Origin of the sequence: Rhizobium sp. C104 (assembly GCF_022354505.1) — a bacterium.
Lineage (GTDB): Bacteria > Pseudomonadota > Alphaproteobacteria > Rhizobiales > Rhizobiaceae > Rhizobium > Rhizobium redzepovicii.
Genome location: NZ_CP092350.1, coordinates 271,829 through 290,710, shown reverse-complemented (window position 1 = coordinate 290,710; position 18,882 = coordinate 271,829). Strand labels below are relative to the sequence as shown.

Here is an 18,882-nt window from a genome sequence, read left to right as displayed (position 1 = left end):
CGCCCAAAGGGGAAAGGCCAATGCCCCCAGAGAAGAAGGACCGTTCGTCTGTCGCGCTGGAACAGCGCGACGTAAGCGCCGACCAGCGCATGTTCTCACCTTCCGTTGCGCGAAATTCGGTGCCGATCCTCGCGGTCCTAAAACGTGTCCTTCCAACTCGTGGCGTCGTGCTGGAGATTGGATGTGGGACCGGCGAGCACGCCGTGTGTTTTGCGGGAGCAATGCCCGACCTCACTTGGCAGCCGAGCGATCCGGATGCCGACGCCCGCACCAGCACGTCTAGCTGGATCAAATTTGCAGGACTGAAGAATGTGCTGGCACCGCGGGATATTGATGTGTGCTCGGGACAATGGGGCGTCGAACAAACGGGGCATTTTGACGCCATCGTGTCGATCAATATGATCCATATCGCGCCATGGGCGGCAAGCTTAGGATTGTTCGCAGGAGCTGGCCGTTTGCTTCACGCTGGTGGGCTTCGTCTTCTCTACGGCCCATTCATGCGCGACGGGGCACACAACGCCCCCTCGAACGCTGCATTCGATGCGGCTCTAAGGGAGCGCAACCCATCCTGGGGGGTGCGTGATATGGCTGATCTTGAAAAAGTGGGTGAGGCCGCTGGACTTAGTCTCCGCGAGACGATCGAGATGCCTACCAACAATATGTTGCTGGTCTTCTCCAGCGGTATTGCGTGAACGGTAAGCGGGGCGCGACAGAGACGTGGGCCTATTGCAGCATTCGGGCCCTTTGCTGCCGTTCGAGGTTGATCCGAGGAACTTGCGGTATTTGCTAGAATGCGGTCGAAGGCGGAATGCGACAGATGACCTGCGAGGGGCGGTGTGATCGCACCGGAATTCGCGCGACCTCTTGGAAGGAGACGAGGACGATGCCGACACCAGAGCGGCCCAGCCTAATAGTTCGACAGAAATCCCCTGAGAATATCGAGTTTCCGTTTGCGTCGCTCTCCGATTGGCTGATTCCAACCGAGCTGTTCTTCGTGCGAAACCATTTCCCGTCGCCGGACCTCGATGCGCGAGACTGGAGATTGCGCGTTGGCGGGGCGGTGGAGCGACCGATCGAACTTGACCTCGACAGCATCAAGGCGATGCGGAGCACGACTTTGACCGCCGTCGTCGAGTGTGCAGGGAATGGGCGCGTCTACTATGAGCCGCCGAAGGAAGGGTTGCAGTGGCAAAACGGAGCCGTCGGCAATGCCGCGTGGACAGGTGTTCCTCTGCGCGAGATTTTGGAAATGGCGGGCGTTAAGCGAACTGCACGTGAGGTTCTGCTCGTAGGCGCAGACAGCGGCGTCGTCGACACGAACAAGAAAACGGCTTCTCCCGGCCCCATCGCTTTTGCGCGCAGTTTACCGCTTGAGAAGGCCATCGCTGACAGCACCATCCTTGCCTATTCGATGAACGAGGAGCCGTTGACGCGCGATCACGGCTACCCGCTACGCGCGGTCGTGGGTGGCTGGTTCGGCATGGCTTGGGTCAAGTGGATCACTGATATCACGGTTGTGGAGCAACCGTTCCTTGGCTACTGGCAGGCGCGCGACTATTTCCGTTGGGAGCGCAGCCTCGGGGAACCAAGGCTGGTCCCCCTTGCGGAGATGGAGGTCAAAGCGCAGATCGCGCGTCCCGTGCAGGGGGCGCGTCTCGTCGCCGGCCAACCGTATCGGATTTTCGGGGCCGCCTGGAGCGGAGAGGCTGCTATCCGGCAGGTGCAGGTCTGCACCGGAGATGGCAGGGGCTGGCGCGAGGGAAGGCTCCTCGAAACAGAAAGTCCCTATGCGTGGCGCTTATGGGAGTACATGTGGACCCCTGAAAAAGTGGGGCGATATATACTGCGATGTCGCGCGATCGATGCGGAGGGGTGCGTGCAGCCCGACCTTCCGCGTTCCGACTGCGAGAGCTACGCGGCCAATTGGATCGTTCCGGTGGAGGTTACAGTCGTTCCCGAGCCCCAGACATACGAGGAGGAATTCGTGATCTAAGCACCCGCATGGGGCGGAATGGCGGCTTTTGGCGCAACGGCGAGCCGCGTTGTCACTGCGTCATGTCCGCTTTGCAGCAACAGCGACGGGTGGCTCGATGACCGAGACCGACCGCAAGTTCAAACGTTCTCAACCTCACAAGGAGCAGCAGATGCAGATCGACCTCGTAGGCAAGACCGCTCTTATTACCGGATCTACCGAAGGTATCGGCTACGCGATCGCCCGCCAGCTCGCAAGGGCTGGCGCGGACGTGGTGATCAACGGGCGGTCAGAAGAAAAGACCGCAAATGCCGCCAAACGCCTGAAAGGCGAAGGTGCCAAGGGCACCGTAGCCGCCGTTGCAGCCGATGTCGCAACCGCTGAAGGGTGTGACGCTCTCGTCGCCAAGGTTCCTCATGTGGACATCCTCATCAACAACGCGGGTATTTTTCAACCGCTCGACTTCTTCGAGGCGAACGACGAGGTGTGGGATCGCCACTGGCAGGTAAACGTCATGTCGGCCGTCAGGCTTTCGCGTGCCTACCTTCCGGGCATGCAGAACGTCGACTGGGGTCGCGTCATCTTCATCGCGTCGGAATCCGGCTTTAACATTCCGGTGGAGATGATTCACTACGGCGTCAGCAAGACCGCCGATATCGCGGTTGCCCGCGGGCTCGCCAAGCGCATGGCTGGTACCGGCGTTACCGTGAACTCGGTCCTCCCCGGCCCAACACTGTCCGAAGGCGTCGAGGCGATGCTTGCCGAAGAGCGTGCGAAGACGGGCAAGCCGATCGAGGAGGTAGCGGCGGACTTCGTCAAGAAGCATCGTGGCAGTTCGATCATCCAACGAGCTGCAAGCGTCGAGGAAATCGCCAACCTCGTAACCTATCTGGCGTCGCCTTTGGCATCCGCGACGACCGGGGCTTCCATGCGCGTCGATGGAGGACTGATCGACACGCTCTGAGGTGATGCCTCGCCTGCTGGTCGTGATTGCCGGCCTGCGAAAGTCGGAGCACGACCGGGGCAGCGTTGGCGTGTCGATTGGATGACCGCAATCGTGTCCAGATGCTCTACGTCAAAACGAACGGAAGTCCGCTCTGCGGCAATGGCAAGGTCTGCCATTGCGACTGATAAGGAGGCGCAATGCAGTCATATCCCCCGATGACATCCCAAATGTGCACGCGAGATTCTGCTATCTGCGGGAGATCCGCCAATAAGTTCGTTAGTGAAAAACAGCCCTCCTGCCGACGGGGCAAGCAATTGCTTCGAGTGTCACGTCCCCCCGCTTAGCCGACTGGCAAGCCGAACCGCCGACACACCGTCAGCTTCAAGCCGCCGTCGGGTTGATGACGTTCATATCGATTTCAGTCAATTCCACCCGCCGCTCAAACGCAATACCCGCCTCGTCGAAGAGATGGCAGTCGGCGGCATTGATGCCCGTGGCAACCGGGGCATCGGCGCGGATGCCGACGCTGCCGGGCAGCATCGCGCAGAAATTCTCGGCCTCGCCGTTGAGCGAGGCATAGGCGACCGTATTGGCGCCGAGGCGCTCGATGACGGTCGGGGTCACGGTGAAGACGATATCGCCGCCGTTCAGCTGGATATGCTCCGGGCGGATGCCGAGCGTCAGGGTTTTGCCGGCCATGCCGTCGCGCGCCGTCACCGGCAGGACGGCGGTCTGGCCGAGATAATCGACTTCGACGCCGGCGGCGCTGACGCCCCTGCAGGTGACGGACAGGAAATTCATTTTCGGGTTGCCGATGAAGCCGGCGACGAACTGGTTGGCGGGCTTGTGATAAAGCTCCAGCGGCGCGCCGGTCTGCGAGATATTTCCGGCATCGAGCACGACGATGCGGTCGGCCATGGTCATCGCCTCGACCTGGTCGTGCGTCACATAGATCATCGTCGCCTTCAGCTGCCGGTGCAACTTGGCAAGCTCGATGCGCATGTCGGCGCGGAGTGCTGCGTCAAGGTTGGAGAGCGGCTCGTCGAACAGGAAGATTTTCGGTTCGCGCACGATGGCGCGGCCGATCGCGACGCGCTGGCGCTGGCCGCCGGACAGCATGCCGGGTTTCTGTTGCAGCCGCTGTTCGAGGTGAAGGATGCGCGCCGCGTTTTCCACTTTGGCCTTGAGCTTTTCCTCTTCCATCCTCTCGACCCGAAGCGGGAAGGCGATGTTCTCGAAGACCGTCATGTGCGGATAAAGCGCGTAGGACTGAAACACCATGGCGATGCCGCGCTTGACCGGCGGCAGGTCGTTGACCCTGATGCCGTTGATGACGATATCTCCAGCCGTCGTCGCATCGAGGCCGGCGATCATCCGCAAGAGCGTGGATTTGCCGCAGCCCGACGGCCCGACGAAGACGACGAACTCGCCGTTCTTCACCTCGAGCTGCACGCCCTTAAGAACTTCGTAGTCGCCGTAGAATTTCTGAACTTTGTTGAGAAGGAGCTGTCCCAAAAATCTGTCTCCGCCGGCGGTCTTCGTCGCACATTCAATAGAGGGAGGGGCCGCGGCTCGTGCCGCGACCCCAGGGAGCCTCAGGAGGGCTTATTTGAAGGCTTCGATTTCACCGGCAGCCTTCTTCAGCGCTGCTTCCGGTTCGGCCTTGCCGGTGACGACCGACTGGATCATCTCGATCATCGAGTTCTGGAAGCCCTTATAGTCGGTGAACAGCGGCTCGGGACCACCATAGCTGATGCCCTCGATGAGCGGCTTCCAATAGGGATCCTTGGCGACGAACTCGTCGACCTTTGCCGAAGGACGCAGCGGGGTGAGGCCGGCGCCGCCCTGCAGCTCGTATTCCGACTGGACGTCGGGCGAGGTGATGAACTTGGCGAACTCGGTCGCCTTGTCCTCGACGCCGGAGCCCTTGAAGATCGCCAGGCTGTCGGTGATCAGCAGCGTGCCGGGGCCCTTGGCATCGGGGCCGAGCGGCAGCGTCGTGATGCCCCAGCTGATCTGCGTTTTCTTCAGGCGGTCGGCGGCACCCGAACCAGCCTGGATCATCGCCACCTTGCCATCGAGGAAGATGGCGCGGACTTCGTTCTGCTCATAGGCCGTCGGGCCTTCTTCGGAGTAGGGGACGATATCCTTGTAGGCCTTCAGCGCGGCGAGAATCTGCGGGCTGTCGAGCGTGACCTTGCCGTCGGCATCGGTCACCGCGCCGTTATTGGTATAAACCCAATGCATGAACTGGTGCATCGTGTTGTCGAAGGTCTTGGCGGAAAGACCGAAGCCCGGAATGCCAGTCTTTTCCTTGATGGTTTTGGCCATTTCGATTTCTTCGGCCCAGGTCTTCGGCGGCTTCTCGGGGTCAAGGCCGGCCTGCTTGAAGAGATCCTTGTTCCAGTAGAGCGCCTTGGTGGAGAAGGCGATCGGAACGCCCCACTGGTTGCCCTCGAAGGTCACCGTATCGACGATGTGGGGGTAATAGGTCTTCTTCTCATCATCGGTCATCGGCACCGGAACGATAAGGTCGTTCTGCGCGAATTCCTTCAACGTGCGCGAGCCGACATAGGCCATCGCCACCGGCGTGCCGGCGGCAGCGAGCGTCGTTGCCTTGTCCTGGCACTGCGCCCAGCCGACCACCTCAGGCGTGATCTTCCAGCCTGCGTTCTTTTCTTCCCACTGCTTGATGTATTTGGTATGGACCGGGTCGATCGTGTCGCCGCAATAGATCCAGCTGATTTCCTTGTCGGCCGCATGGGCAGTGACCGCAGTCAATGCCGTCGAACCGAGCAAAGCGAGCGCCATAAGGCCTGTCTTGATTGTTATGCTCACGTCGTGACTCCCGTTCTTGTGTTAGCTGTTCACTCGTTTTTTGGTCTTATTGTTTCACCGCACCGGCGGTCAGCCCGCCGACAAGGTAGCGCTGAAGGAAGAAGATGACGACCATCGCCGGCGCGATGCCGACGAAGGAAGCCGCCATCAGTTCGTTCCAGATGACCTCCTGCTTGCCGAAATAAGCAAAGAGACCCACCGGAAGGGGCATGTATTCGGTCTTCGAGTTGAAGGTCAGCGCGAAGATGAATTGCTGGGCGTAAGCGCCGATGAAGGTGGTGATGGCGACGACGATGATCCCCGGCATCGCAATCGGCAGGATGACGCGGCGCAGCGTGTAGAAGTGGCTGGCGCCATCCATATAGGCGGCTTCGTTGAGTTCCTGCGGGATACGGATCATGTAGGTACGCAGCAGCCAGATCGCCGAGGGGATCAGGAAGGCCACGCCAGGCACGATCATGGCGAGATAGGTGTTGAGCACGCCCATGCTGCGCATCAGCCGGAAGAGCGGGATCAAGAGCACGGCGCCGGAGAACATGTTCACCGTCAGGAAGGCGCCGAGCAGGATGCCCATGCCCTTGAACTCGAACTTCGCGAAGGCGTAGGCCGCCGGAATGACGAGGCAGAGCACGATCAGCGTGACGATGATCGAGATGAAGAACGAGTTGAAGATATAGCGCCCGAAACCCGGCACGCTGACCCACATCGTCCGATAGGCTTCGAAGGAACCGTTCTCCGGCCAGAAGCGGTAGGGCGAGGAGAAGAGCTGGCTGAGCGGCTTCAGCGACACCATGAAACCTTCGAAGAAGGGCGCCAGCACGAAGAACAGAAACAAGGCGATGCCGCAATAGATCAGGATGATTTCCCACCAGCGGTAACGGTCGATCATGGCAGCACTGCTCATGCGCGCTTCTCCGGGTTGAGGCGGCGGGTGACGCGGAAATAGGCAAAGCAGAAGAGCGACAGGAAGATGCAGATCAGCACGGCGCGCGCCGCCCCTTCGCCGTATTTCTTCGAGCCGATGGCGGTCTGATAGGTGTCGATGATCATCGTCGTCGTCTCGCCGCTCGGCCCGCCCTGCGTCAGGATCCAGATAATGTCGAAGGAGTTGAAAGTGGCGATCAGCGACAGCATCGACATGGTGATGATGGCGGGCACCATCAGCGGCAGAGTGATGCGGCGGAAGCGGTACCAGCGGCCGGCGCCGTCGGTCCAGGCCGCCTCGTAGAGATCCTTCGGAATCGACTGGATCGCCGCCAGGAAGTAGATCGTCACCAGCGGTACGCCGATCCACACGTCGGTGACGATCGTCGCCCAGAAGGCGGTGCTGCCATAGGCGAGGAAGGCGACCGGACCGTCGACCAGACCGAAGCGCTGCAAAACGCCCGATATCATCCCGAACTGGCCATTATACATCCAGCCCCACATGAAGATGCCGATCGCCATCGGCACGATCCAGGGCGGCATGGTCAATAGCCGGAACAGCGAGCGGCCGGGTACGGCGGCATTCAGCATCGTCGCGCCGAAGGTGCCGATCACCATTTTCAGCGCGACCGAAAAGAAGGTCCAGACGAAGGTGCGGAAGATGACCTCGGCAAAGGTGGCGTTGAAGATCTTCTCGTAATTGACCCAGCCGACCCAGTTGGTGGTCTTCTTCAGCGACGCATCGGTGAAGGAGAGAATGAAGGTATCGACGAGGGGATAGGCGACGATGGCGAGAACATAGAGAACGGCCGGAAGGAGGAGGATCCAGGCGAAGATGAAAGCGCTTCTTTGGACACTCATCTTGCCGTCGTCCTCAAGCCGCTCTTGCGTGAAGGGCCTCGTCGAAGCGGTCCCAGATGGGACGCAGGTCGACGACGGTTTTCTTCATCCTCGCTTCGTCCATCGCCAGCGCCAGGATGCCGGCTTCGAGCGCATTCAGCGTGGACACGGGCAGTTCGAGCCCGGTGCGCACGCTTTCCAAAAGGTCGCTCGCCATCTGCTCATCGGCGCCGTAATGCTGGGAGAGCTCAGTGGCGGCATATTTGTTTTCAACCACCTTGTTGCCGGTCAGCTGCTCATGCACATCGAGATAGCCGCGCACGAAATCGCCTTCGGCCATGCCGCGCGAGCCCATGATGGCGAAGCGGCGGAATTGATCGGGCACATTCAGATTGGTGTGGAAGTTCATGCCGACGCCGTTTTCATATTCGACGATCGCCACTTGGTAATCAATGATGTCGGCATCGCTGTCGAAGACCTTGTCGGAGCCCATCCAGCCGCTCGGTTTGCGATGGAAAAGCTCGAGGTCGTTGATACCCTCGCGGGCCGGATCGTTGGCCGGAATGAAGCTCTTGCGGCCGCCGAAACTGGCGACCCGCTCCGGCCTTGCGCCGACGACGCCATTATAAAGGTCGAGGTCGTGGCAGCATTTCTCCAGCATGAAGCTGCCGGAATAGCGCTCGTAGCGGCGCCAATCGCGCATGAAGAAGGCGCCGTGATAGGGCTCGATATGTTCGGAAGCCTCGATCGAGACGATCTGGCCGAGTTTGCCCTCGGCCTGGATGGCGCGCAGATCCTTGTAGAGGGGCGAATAACGCAGCACCAGACCGACCATCAGCCGCTCATGGCCGAACTTCGCCATCAGATGGGCAAGCTCGATGCTCTCGGCGATTGATGTGACGATCGGCTTTTCGCAGAAGACCTTGAGGCCGGCCTGCAGCCCGAGCCTGATATGATCGAGATGCATATGATTGGGGGAGCCGATCATCAGCAGATCGAGCTTTTCGGAGGCGAGCAGTTCCTCCGGCGACCCATAGGCCTTGCCGACCGAAATTCCCTTTTCCGTCAATCCGGGAAGCCCGGCGGGATCCGGATCCACATAGCCGACAATGTCGAAGCTGCTATCGATCGCTTTGAAGACGTAGCCGAGATAGCCGAGCCGGAATCCGAGCCCGATGATTCCCACTTTCATGCCGATCAAGTTCCCAGTTTAGGTAATTTATTTTCTTTAAGTTGGGACAAAAAACGAGAGGCGTCAATAGAAAACGGGCCTCACAGCACGAGTATGAAATTTATTTTCATAGATCGGTAGGCGGCTGCCGATTGCCGGCTGCGACAGGCAGGGCGCGGATTGCAAATGGAAAAGCGCGCACCGCTTGAGGCGGCGGCGGCGAAATCAGCCTCTGCCGCCGCAAGTGGCGATCGCTGCGGCAAGCTCACGCCAAACTCGCGAAATGTTGAAAAGGGTCACGATTTTGCGTGTGTAGGATGGTGCGAAACCCAAAGCCAAGGAGGAGCCATCATGACCCGCATGACAGCCAAGGACTTCCCGCAGGAAATTCTCGAACTCTACGATTACTACGCGCACGGGAAAATCACCAAGCGCGAGTTTCTCGACCGGGCCGGCAAATTCGCCGTCGGCGGGCTGACGGCAGCCGCCATCCTCTCGTCGCTGAGCCCTGATTACGCGCTGGCAACCCAGGTCGAGTTCACCGATCCGGACATCGTGGCCGAATACATCACCTATCCCTCGCCGAAAGGAAATGGCGACGTCCGCGGCTATCTCGTCCGTCCTGAAGAACGCCACCGGCAAAGTCGCGGCCGTGGTGGTCGTGCACGAGAACAGAGGCCTGAACCCCTATATCGAGGATGTGGCACGGCGTGTGGCGAAGGCCGGCTTCATCGCGCTAGCGCCGGATGGCCTCACTTCGGTCGGGGGTTATCCCGGCAATGACGAAAAGGGACGGGAACTGCAGCAGAAGGTCGACCCGGAAAAGCTGATGAACGACTTCTTCGGGGCCGTCGAGTTTCTGATGAAGAGCGACCTCACCACCGGCAAGGTCGCCATCACCGGCTTCTGCTATGGCGGCGGCGTCGCCAATGCCGCGGCAGTCGCCTATCCGGAACTTGCCGCCGCCGTGCCGTTCTACGGCAGGCAGCCGCGCGCCGAAGATGTGCCGAAGATCAAGGCGCCCCTGCTTCTGCATTATGCCGGGCTGGACAAGGGCATCAACGAAGGCTGGCCGGCCTATGAAGCGGCGCTGAAATCCTCTCAGAAAACCTACGAGGCCTATGTCTATCCCGACGTCAACCACGGCTTCCACAATGATTCCACGCCGCGCTACGACGAAGCGGCCGCCAAGCTCGCCTGGCAGCGAACCGTCGACTGGTTTACGAAATACCTTGCTTGAGAGGGGCGTGGCCTGAACGATGCAGTGGGCGGGGCGGGTTCCCCGCCTTCTATCCGTGTCGTGGCTTGTCAGAGCGACTGATGGCCTGCAATCAGGCTCCAGAAGGGATCGTCGCCGGACAGGTTTTCAAAACCGGCAAGCTTGCGAAGTTGCAGGAAAAAACAGCGTCGTACCCATTCCGATTTCCCCAGCGCAAGCAGTCCATGAACTTAACTTCACGTTCGTGATCACTCATCGGCGCTTCGAGCGACCCCTTGGCGTGCAAACGTGATTTCCGATAGATGCGCCCGTCGCGCAACGTGACCGTGACGACATGCGGGAGCCGCTCCACGCCTTTTTCCTCTTCGGCCGAATAGGACTCCATGCCGATGCGCGGCATGAATTCCCGGATTTCCGGCCGTCCGATCCCCTGCCGCGTAAGTCCGAAAGGCTGAGAGCCCCATTGAGGAAAGCTGTCGCCAGGCAGTATTGCATCGAGAAGCGGGCCTGCATCTCATCGGTGGGCTCGGGATAAGCGAGGTTGCGGACGGCGGATATGCCGACTTTCGCCTCGATCCTGGCAATGTCGCCCGCCAAAAGTCCATGCTCCTGCTTCAGATCCAGAAGCGCATCGATCGCGCGATGGGTGGAGGCGCAGCATGCGGCCAACAGCGCCCATCTCGGCCGTTCGGCGCTCGATGCGGTCGAACTCATGAATGTCGGCGTCAATTTCCTGCGTGAACACATGCCGCAGGATTGTCGCGTTCACTACGCGATTACCGACACCGGCGGCAGGGCCGCCAATGTCGTGCAGGCCAGCGCCGAGGTTCTCTATCTGATCAGGGCGCCTGACATGCCGCAGGCGCTTGCGCTTGCCGGGCGCGTCGAGAAAGTTGCACGAGGTGCTGCGATGATGACCGAAACCGAAGTCGAGATCGTGTTCGACACCGCCTCGACGAACCTTCTTCCCAACATTACGCTTGAAACCGCAATGCACGACAACATGGTCACGCTCGGGCCGATAGCCTTCGACGAGGCTGACATCGCCTTCGCCCGGAAAATCCAGGACACCTTCACTGAGGAAGCGATCAAGAGCAGCATCCGCCTCTATCAGATCAGGGGCGATGTGTTCTCCAATGCCAAGGTCGATGGCTCGACGCCCTTGCACACCGGTCTGCGCGATTTCGAGGGACAATCGCATTTCCGCGCCGGATCGACCGATGTCGGCGACGTCAGCTGGGTGACGCCGACCGCGCAATGCTGGGCGCCAGCCTGGGCGATCGGCACCAATCCCCATACATGGCAGGTCGTCGCACAGGGAAAAAGCCCGGCCGCGCACAAAGCCATGGCGCATGCGGCCAAGACGCTTGCGACGACGGGGCTCGCATTGATGACGTCATCGGACCTCCTGGCAGCCGCGAAAGCCGAGTGGCGGGAAAGGACCGGCGGCAAAGCCTATACATGTCCGATCCCCGACAATGTGATGCCCGCAACGGTTCATGGCCGGTAGTTCCCGTGTCCGTCTGTGGCAACGACCTGCATCGCACCCGCTTGCAGGATCCCATGGAAAAGCACTAAGGGTATGGGAGTCGAAAGTGCGGAACTGAGGCATTCACCGCGTTCGAACCTCCAACATTTCGGAAAAGGCAAAGATGACAAGCTCCGAATGGCGGGTGGGAGTGCTGTTTTCCAGAAGCGGAATTAGCGAAATCACGGAAACCGAGCACTTTCTTGGCACCGCGCTTGCGATCGAGGAAGTCAATGCAGCAGGCGGCGTGCTTGGCAAGCCTATCGTTCCGATCGCCTATGATCCGGGCGGGGACCAGGCCGCTTATCGCAATCTGGCGCGGCGGCTGCTCGCAGACGACGACGTCAACATCATCTTCGGCGCGTCGATGTCGGCCAGCCGAAAGGCGGTGCTGCCGATTGTTGAGCGGCACAACGGACTGCTGTTTTATCCGTCGATGTATGAAGGCTTCGAATATTCGGAGAATGTGGTCTATACCGGCGCCACCCTCAACCAGAACACTTTCGCGCTGGCAGAATATCTGCTGCGCCACCATGGACGCCGCATCCTCTTCGTCGGCGCGGATTACATCTATCCGCGCGAATCCAATCGGGTGATGCGGGATGTGCTCGAGGCAAAAGGCGGTGAAGTCGTCAGCGAGCGATATCTTCCACTTCATGCCGACGAACAAACCTTGCGGTCGGTTATTTCCGATATCGTCCGTCTTGAGCCCGATGCCATTTTCTCGACGATCGTCGGCCGGCCGGCACAGCGCTTTTACCGCATGTATGCCGACGCGGGGATCGATCGCAAACGGGTTCCGATTGCCAGCCTGACCATGGCCGAGAGCGAGATTCGCGAGATCGGAGCCGACGCTTGCACCGGCCATATTCTTTCGGCGACCTATTTCCAGACGGTCGAAAACGAGGCGAATGAGCGCTTCGTGGCGGCGTTTAAAGCCCGCTTCGGCCAGGACTTCACCACCAGCGTATGGTCGCAGCCGGCCTATGCGCAGGTTCACCTTTTCGCCCGCGCACTCGCCCGGGCCGGCTCGCTCGAGACCCATCGCATTTCCGAGGAAATTCTCCTGGAGGATTTTTCTGCTCCGGAAGGGCGGATCAATTTTGACGCCGATACCCGGCATCTCTGGCTGCATCCCCGCATCGGCGTGGCGCGGGCCGACGGGCTTTTCGATATTGCCTGGCAGGCGCCCGGCCCGATCAGGCCGGACCCGTACCTGACCGCTTCGCGGTTCGAAGATGTTTGGTTGGGGGCCTGAGATGGCGGGACCAAGCCGGATCGTTCAGGATCTGCGGCGCGCACGCGTTCTGGTTGTCCATCCGCGCGACGAGGACGGCAATTTGCTGATCGCCCACCTCAAACGCCTCGGCTGCGAGGTTCGCGCGACCTGGCCGCTCCCGCCTGCCTTGCCGCCCGACATAGACACCGTCTTCCTGCATGTCGAGGATGTCCAACTCGAGCATGCGCTCGAGATCATCGATCTCCAACAGACGGCGGTCATCGCCATCCTGACATATGAGAGCCCGACGGCACTCCAGGCGATCATCGATCTCAACGCCCACGGCGTTATCAGCAAACCGCTGCGGCCGCTCGGCATTCTGACGCAATTTGCGCTTGCACGCTATCGGCAAAGCTACGAAAAACGGCTCGCCGGCAAGGTGCAAAAACTCGAGGAAACGTTGAAAAGCCGGCGGCTGGTCGAAAAGGCCGTTTCGGCGCTGCGGGTCATGAATGGCCTCGATGAAGAGGCGGCCTATAAGCTCTTGCGCGATCAGGCGACGTCAAGGCGCGTTCCGATGGCGACGATCGCCGAATCGATCATTGCCGCGCAAGACACGATGAAAAGCCTTGGACTGTCGATCGGCGCAAAAACGCAAATTTAAGCCTTGAGTTGTGGTCGCGCACGTCTTGAAAATATTGAATAGAGCGGCTTGACGGTCGTATTCTTTCGTGCCAGCCTAAAGATAACGAGCAGGCTTGCTCAGCGGCAGGGCTGCCGCATTCACATCATGGCTACGTAGCCTCTGGTTCACGGATTGAATTCCGTGCCAGAGGTTTTTTGCGTTTGGAGACGAGATTGAGCATCAAGACCTCGACCGCACGGATGGCAACCGTCGCAACCGTCCAGTTCGAACCCATCGTCGGCGATCGTGCCCATAACCTCGCCGCAATCGAGCGGCTGGCGAGGGCAGCAAAGGCCAAGGGCGCAGAGATCGTCGTTCTGCCGGAACTGGCCGACAGCGGCTACAGCTTCCGTGACGGCGACGAGGTTGCCGTATTGGCCGGTCCGGTACCCGGCGGCCCGACTGCCGAGACGCTCTGCCGCGTTGCCGGGGAACTTGGCCTTTACATCGTCAGCGGCGTTGCCGAGCAGGATGGCGAGCGGTTTTATAACAGCGCTCTTCTCTGCGGTCCGGAGGGATATATCGGCAAATACCGCAAGCTCCATCTCTGGAACAACGAAAACCGTCTTTTCAAAAAGGGTGATATCGGGCTGCCGGTATTTGACTTGCCCTTCGGCCGTATCGGCATCGCCATCTGCTACGACGGATGGTTTCCGGAAACATTCCGCGAGTTGGCGCTGGCCGGCGCGGAACTGGTCTGTGTGCCCACCAACTGGGTGCCGATGCCCGGTGCGGAAAGCGTTGCGGAGCCGATGGCCAACATCCTGCACAAGGCAGCCGCTCACACCAATGGCCTTTACATCGCCTGCGCCGACCGGATCGGCGTCGAGCGCGGCCAATCCTTCATCGGCCGCAGCTTTATCGTCGGCCCGCAAGGCTGGCCTATCTCCGGTCCGGCCAGTGCCGATCGCGAGGAAATCCTGATTGCAAAAATCGATCTGTCGAGCGTCACGGAGACCCGCACGCTCAACAGCTTCAATCATCTGCTCAGCGACCGCCGAGCCGATGTCTACGGGTAATCTCGACCCAACTCAAGAAAGGGGAACAAAATGCAAATGAAAACCATCATCCTGACACTGGCATCAGCGGCATTCGCCACCGCAGCTTTTGCCGAGGATCCAATCAAAATCGGCGTGCCGGTGGGGCTGTCAGGCGCAAACAGCGTGGTCGCCCCGTCGGTCGTCCAGGCTGCCGAACTCGCCGTCGAAGAAATCAATGCCAAAGGCGGCGTGCTCGGGCGGCCACTGGCGCTTGAGATCGCCGACGATGCATCCGGGGCCGCCGGCGCGCAAAAGGCCTTCGATTCCCTGGTTTTCCAGAAGGAGGTGAACGCCGTCATCTCCATGGAAACGAGTGCTGCACGCAATGCCGGACTGCCGATCATTTCCAAGGGTGACGTGCCGTATATCTACACGTCTTTCTACGAAGGCAAATCCTGCAACGCCAAGCTTTTCGTCAATGCCTGGGTGCCTGAACAGCAGGTGCCGCCTGTCGTCGACAATTTCATCGGCAAACAGGGCGCCAAGAAGTTCTTCTTGATCGGTTCGGACTATTCTTTCGGGCGCGGTATGCTGACCTTCGCCAAAGCCTATATCGAAAAAGCCGGCGGAGAGGTCGTTGGCGAGGAATATCTGCCGATGGACGGCAGCGACTGGACGGCCATCATCTCCAAGGTCCGCTCCTCCGGCGCCGACGCCATCATCACCTCGACGGCCGGCGGCGCACCGAACGTGACCTTGACCAAGCAGCTGCGTTCGTCCGGCGTCACCCTGCCTTACGGCAATCTGGCGGTCGACGAAGGCACCGCCAAGAGCATGGGCGCGGATGCCAAGGACATCTTCCTCTCCGCTTCCTACGTCACCGGCATCGACAGCCCCGAGAACAAGGCATTTCTCTCGGCCATGGAAAAGAAGTTCGGCAAGGAACTGCGCACGCCGAACGATCTTTCGGTGCCGCAATATGAGGCGATCTACCTCTATAAAGCGGCCGTCGAGAAGGCCGGCAGCACCGATACGGCTGATGTGCTCAAAGCCCTTCCCGACGTCTCCTTCACCGGTCCGCGCGGCAAGATCTCCATGAACAAGCAGCACCACGCGCCGCTGACGATGTATCTTGGCCAGGTAAAGGACGACGGCAGCGTTGCAGTCGTCGATAGCTTCAAAGATGTCGATCCTGGCGATCAGTGCCCGAATCTCTGAAACCAGCGAGGCGGGGCAGGGTGCCCCGCCTCCAGCATCGGAGTTCTAGAAATGACCCTCTTTCTCGATATCGTCAGCACCGCGGCCATCCTTTTCATCGTTGCCGCCGGGCTGCTTGCGATCTTCGGCGTGCTGAAGATCATCAATTTCGCGCACGGCGCGTGGCTGACCATCGGGGCTTACTGCGCTGTCGTCGTCAGCGGGTTCGGCCTCAATCCGTGGCTTGCCATTCCCTTCGCGTTTCTCGTCGGAGCGATCCTCGGCGGTATCGCCGAACGCTTCATCGTGCGGCCTCTCTATCGCCGGCCGCTCGACGCCATTCTCGCAACCTGGGGCCTTGGCATCGTCATCGGCCAGTTGATCACGCTCTGGTTCGGCCGCGACGTGCAGTTCACGCCGGCGCTGCTGCCCGGCACCTTCGATCTCTTTGGCACCGGCTACTCGGCCTACCGCCTTTTCGCCATTGCCGCGGCTATCGGTCTGGGCCTCGGTTTCACCTTGCTGCTCGATGGGACAAGGCTTGGCCTTTCCGCCCGGGCAGTCATCATGAATGAAACACTGGCGCGCGGACTCGGTATCGACACCGAAAAGGTGCGGCTCGCGACCTTCATGATCGGCACCGGCCTTGCCGCCCTGGCAGGCGTACTGCTGGCGCCGCTGACCAGCGTCTATCCCAATATGGGCGTCGCCTGGCTGACGGGCGCCTTCATGCTGGTGATGGTCGCGGGCTCTTCGTTCGCCGCGCTCGCCGGCGCCTGCCTCATCTTCGGGGCCGCCCAGGTGCTCGTCAGCACCTATTTCAGCCCAATCCTCGGCGGCATCACCGTGGCCGTCCTCTGCGCAATCACACTGCGCATACGTCCGAAAGGATTTGCCCGTGCGTGACAGACAAAAACTCCGGCTTGTCCTTCTACTGGCGCTGGCGCTTGCAGCCCTCCTGCTGATCGTCTTGGGACCGACGTTTCTCGGCCGCTTCAGCCTCAACGTCCTGACGCGTTCGATGATCTACGCCATGCTGGCGATCACTGTCGACTTGCTCTGGGGCTATACGGGTGTTCTCACCTTCGGGCAGGCGGCATTCTTTGGCGTCGGCGCCTATGCCACCGCCATGGTTCTCACCCATATCGGCGCAAGCCCGGCGCTTTTCGTCGTCGCCCTTGTGGCCGCCGTGCTCGTTCCGCTCGTGCTTGGCCTCGCCGTCGGCTGGCTGTCGTTCTATCACGGATCGACACCGCTTTACGCCACCGTGATCTCGCTCGTTGTGCCGATCGTCGTCACACAGCTCGTCTTTTCGGGCGGCACCTGGACCGGTTCATCGAGCGGCCTTGTCGGTTACGACACTCTGCCGCTCGGGCTTCCCGGCTACTTCCGCCTGTCGGGCGCCTGTCTACTGGCATTGGCGATTGTTGCGATCGTCTTTGTCCGGTCGGATGCCGGCCGTCTGCTTGTGGCAATCCGCGACAATGAAGCCCGAGTCGCCTATCTGGGCATGAATCCGGCCCGATTGAAGATCGTCCTGACGGGCGTTCTTGCCGGCGTATGCGGCCTTGCGGGCTTCCTTTATGCCAATGCATCCGGTGTCGTCGCACCAGAGAATACCGGTTTCGTCTTCGGAACCGAACTCGTCGTCTGGACGGCGCTCGGTGGCCGGGGAACGATCATCGGGCCGTTGTTCGGCGCAATCGGTATCGACTATCTGAGCGCTAGTCTTTCGGGCGATCTGCCCTTCCTCTGGCAGCTGATCGTCGGTGCGCTGTTCGTCGTCATGATCATCCTTCTGCCGGGCGGCCTCGCCTCCTTGGTGACGCGTTTCCTCAAGTCCGCAAGCTCCAACAGCGCCCTGAAGTCCTTGCCGACGCGCATCGTCGCCAGGAATGGTGCGGTGGCAGGCAAAAGCCTTCTGTCGATCCGCGGTCTCGGCAAGTCCTATGGCAGCTTGGCCGTGCTGAAGGGCATCGACCTGGAAATCGGCGCCGGAGAACTCGTCAGCCTGGTCGGCCCGAACGGCGCCGGCAAGACCACGCTGATGCGTTGTCTTTCGGACGGTACCGAGCAGATCGAAGGTCAAGTGGATATCATCGGCACCAATATCGCCGGTCGTGCACCCGAACGGATCGTCGCACTCGGCGTCGGCCGGAAATTCCAGGTCGCCAGCATCTTCGACAGCATGACCATCGGCGAATGCCTGAAGATGGCGCGTCTCAGCCGCGAGACGCCCAACCCGATGCGATCGTCCGCCGAGATCATGCTGCCGGCCGCTGCGGCCGAAATCCTGACGCTCACCGGCATGGCCGGCATGCTGGACAAACCGGTCTCGCTGCTGTCGCACGGTCAAAGGCAGGCTCTGGAACTGGCGATGGTCGTCGCTCTGGAACCTCGCATCATTCTTCTCGACGAGCCAACGGCGGGTCTTACCAAGACCGAACGCATGACCATCGGCGCCATCCTCAAGAAACTGACGGACGAGATCGGTTTCGCCGCCATCCTGGTCGAACACGATCTGGATTTCGTGCGTGAGATATCGAGCCGCATCGTGGTTCTCCATCAGGGCAAACTGGTTCTCGACGGCACGGTGAATGACGTGGTCAATTCCGAAACGGTTCGCACCATCTACGCAGGAGGCGCACATGGCTGACGCGTTCAAACTCGAGCTCAGCACTGTGTCGAGCGGATATGGCGCGGTCGATGTCGTCAATGGGGTGTCGCTCGCCATCCGGCCCGGCGAGATCCTCACCCTCATGGGCAAAAACGGCATGGGCAAAACGACGCTGCTGAAGACGATCCTCGGCTTCCTGCGGGTCGGCAAAGGCAAGATCGAGGTCGATGGCGCCCCTATCACCGACAGGAAACCGGCGGAGCTGATCGCTTCCGGAATCGGCTATGCGCCCCAGGAATTGCCGTTGTTTCAGGATCTTTCCATCCGCGACAATCTGCGCCTGGCGCTAAAGGGCGACCGGGACCTGGCATCCGCCCTGGAGAGGGTCTACGGCTATTTCCCGTTCCTAAAGGACCGGTTGACCCAGAATGCCGGCACGCTATCGGGCGGTGAGCAGAAAATGCTGATCCTGGCACGGGCGCTGATGCTGCGGCCAACGCTGCTGCTAATCGACGAAATCTCCGAAGGCCTGCAGCCCTCCGTCGTCCAGAACATCGCCAAGGCGTTGAGGGACGACCGTGAGAAACGCGGCACGACCATCCTGCTGGTCGAACAGAACCTGGATTTCGCCCTTTCGGTAGCGGATCGCTGGGCCATTCTCAAACTTGGAGCGATCGAAGACGAAAGCGCCAATGGTCCGGACAGCCGCAGCCGTGTCTTGCAACATCTGAAGATCTAGGGAGCGG

General features: G+C 60.5%; 15 protein-coding genes and 3 pseudogenes. 12 read left to right on the top strand and 6 right to left on the bottom strand.

Features of this window, described 5'->3' with window-relative positions:
- Positions 1–20: 20 nt before the first annotated feature.
- From MF410_RS25835 to MF410_RS25825, 3 genes are all read left to right on the top strand, one after another.
- Positions 21–692 (top strand): DUF938 domain-containing protein, encoded by a 672-nt coding sequence (locus MF410_RS25835; RefSeq protein WP_222134799.1) that lies wholly within the window; start codon positions 21–23, stop codon positions 690–692.
- Positions 693–883: 191 nt separating this feature from the next.
- Positions 884–1,993 carry a sulfite oxidase gene (locus MF410_RS25830; protein ID WP_239620496.1) on the top strand — a complete coding sequence of 370 codons (1,110 nt, stop codon included), beginning with the start codon at positions 884–886 and terminating at the stop codon, positions 1,991–1,993.
- A 151-nt stretch (positions 1,994–2,144) separates the two neighbouring features.
- On the top strand, positions 2,145–2,936 hold the full coding sequence (locus MF410_RS25825; protein WP_131710870.1) for an SDR family oxidoreductase: 792 nt from the start codon (positions 2,145–2,147) through the stop codon (positions 2,934–2,936).
- 363 nt (positions 2,937–3,299) lie between these two features.
- On the opposite strand, the gene ugpC is transcribed toward MF410_RS25825, so the two are convergent.
- The 5 genes from ugpC to MF410_RS25800 form a co-directional block, all read right to left on the bottom strand.
- A complete protein-coding gene (ugpC, locus tag MF410_RS25820; RefSeq protein WP_097629062.1) occupies positions 3,300–4,433 on the bottom strand; it encodes a sn-glycerol-3-phosphate ABC transporter ATP-binding protein UgpC in 1,134 nt (377 codons plus the stop codon).
- Between the two features lie 90 nt (positions 4,434–4,523).
- Entirely contained in the window at positions 4,524–5,729 is a 1,206-nt protein-coding gene (locus MF410_RS25815; RefSeq protein WP_097629061.1) for an extracellular solute-binding protein, read from the bottom strand.
- A 73-nt stretch (positions 5,730–5,802) separates the two neighbouring features.
- Positions 5,803–6,660 carry a carbohydrate ABC transporter permease gene (locus MF410_RS25810; RefSeq protein WP_003594798.1) on the bottom strand — a complete coding sequence of 286 codons (858 nt, stop codon included), beginning with the start codon at positions 6,658–6,660 and terminating at the stop codon, positions 5,803–5,805.
- Positions 6,657–7,541 carry a sugar ABC transporter permease gene (locus MF410_RS25805; RefSeq protein WP_049735830.1) on the bottom strand — a complete coding sequence of 295 codons (885 nt, stop codon included), beginning with the start codon at positions 7,539–7,541 and terminating at the stop codon, positions 6,657–6,659. The genes MF410_RS25810 and MF410_RS25805 overlap by 4 nt, the downstream gene beginning before the upstream one ends.
- Before the next feature lie 13 nt (positions 7,542–7,554).
- Positions 7,555–8,712, bottom strand: coding sequence for a Gfo/Idh/MocA family oxidoreductase (locus MF410_RS25800; RefSeq protein WP_239620495.1), 1,158 nt, complete (start codon positions 8,710–8,712; stop codon positions 7,555–7,557).
- A 330-nt stretch (positions 8,713–9,042) separates the two neighbouring features.
- Between MF410_RS25800 and yghX the strand changes: the two are divergent.
- Positions 9,043–9,931, top strand: a pseudogene (yghX, locus tag MF410_RS25795) (YghX family hydrolase).
- 68 nt (positions 9,932–9,999) lie between these two features.
- On the opposite strand, the pseudogene MF410_RS25790 reads toward yghX, so the two are convergent.
- Positions 10,000–10,570 (bottom strand): annotated as a pseudogene (locus MF410_RS25790) (MmgE/PrpD family protein); the annotation flags it as partial.
- On the opposite strand from MF410_RS25790, the pseudogene MF410_RS25785 reads away from it, so the two are divergent.
- The 8 genes and pseudogenes from MF410_RS25785 to MF410_RS25750 form a co-directional block, all read left to right on the top strand.
- Positions 10,569–11,420, top strand: a pseudogene (locus MF410_RS25785) (amidohydrolase); the annotation flags it as partial. The pseudogenes MF410_RS25790 and MF410_RS25785 overlap by 2 nt on opposite strands.
- A gap of 142 nt (positions 11,421–11,562) precedes the next feature.
- Complete coding sequence (locus tag MF410_RS25780; protein WP_097629049.1) at positions 11,563–12,696, top strand: transporter substrate-binding domain-containing protein; 1,134 nt, start codon at positions 11,563–11,565, stop codon at positions 12,694–12,696.
- A 1-nt stretch (position 12,697) separates the two neighbouring features.
- Positions 12,698–13,321, top strand: coding sequence for an ANTAR domain-containing protein (locus tag MF410_RS25775; protein ID WP_097629048.1), 624 nt, complete (start codon positions 12,698–12,700; stop codon positions 13,319–13,321).
- A 194-nt stretch (positions 13,322–13,515) separates the two neighbouring features.
- Complete coding sequence (locus tag MF410_RS25770; RefSeq protein ID WP_131710809.1) at positions 13,516–14,361, top strand: nitrilase family protein; 846 nt, start codon at positions 13,516–13,518, stop codon at positions 14,359–14,361.
- Positions 14,362–14,391: 30 nt separating this feature from the next.
- Entirely contained in the window at positions 14,392–15,540 is a 1,149-nt protein-coding gene (locus MF410_RS25765; protein ID WP_131710810.1) for a substrate-binding protein, read from the top strand.
- A gap of 51 nt (positions 15,541–15,591) precedes the next feature.
- Positions 15,592–16,425: a branched-chain amino acid ABC transporter permease gene (locus MF410_RS25760; protein ID WP_222134797.1), complete on the top strand. Its 834-nt coding sequence runs from the start codon at positions 15,592–15,594 to the stop codon at positions 16,423–16,425.
- The gene (locus MF410_RS25755; RefSeq protein ID WP_206099931.1) at positions 16,412–18,175 is read left to right on the top strand and encodes an ATP-binding cassette domain-containing protein; all 1,764 of its coding nucleotides are present in this window, start codon (positions 16,412–16,414) and stop codon (positions 18,173–18,175) included. Before MF410_RS25760 ends, MF410_RS25755 begins: the two co-directional genes overlap by 14 nt.
- Positions 18,168–18,875 carry an ABC transporter ATP-binding protein gene (locus MF410_RS25750; protein WP_097629043.1) on the top strand — a complete coding sequence of 236 codons (708 nt, stop codon included), beginning with the start codon at positions 18,168–18,170 and terminating at the stop codon, positions 18,873–18,875. The genes MF410_RS25755 and MF410_RS25750 overlap by 8 nt, the downstream gene beginning before the upstream one ends.
- Positions 18,876–18,882 lie beyond the last annotated feature (7 nt).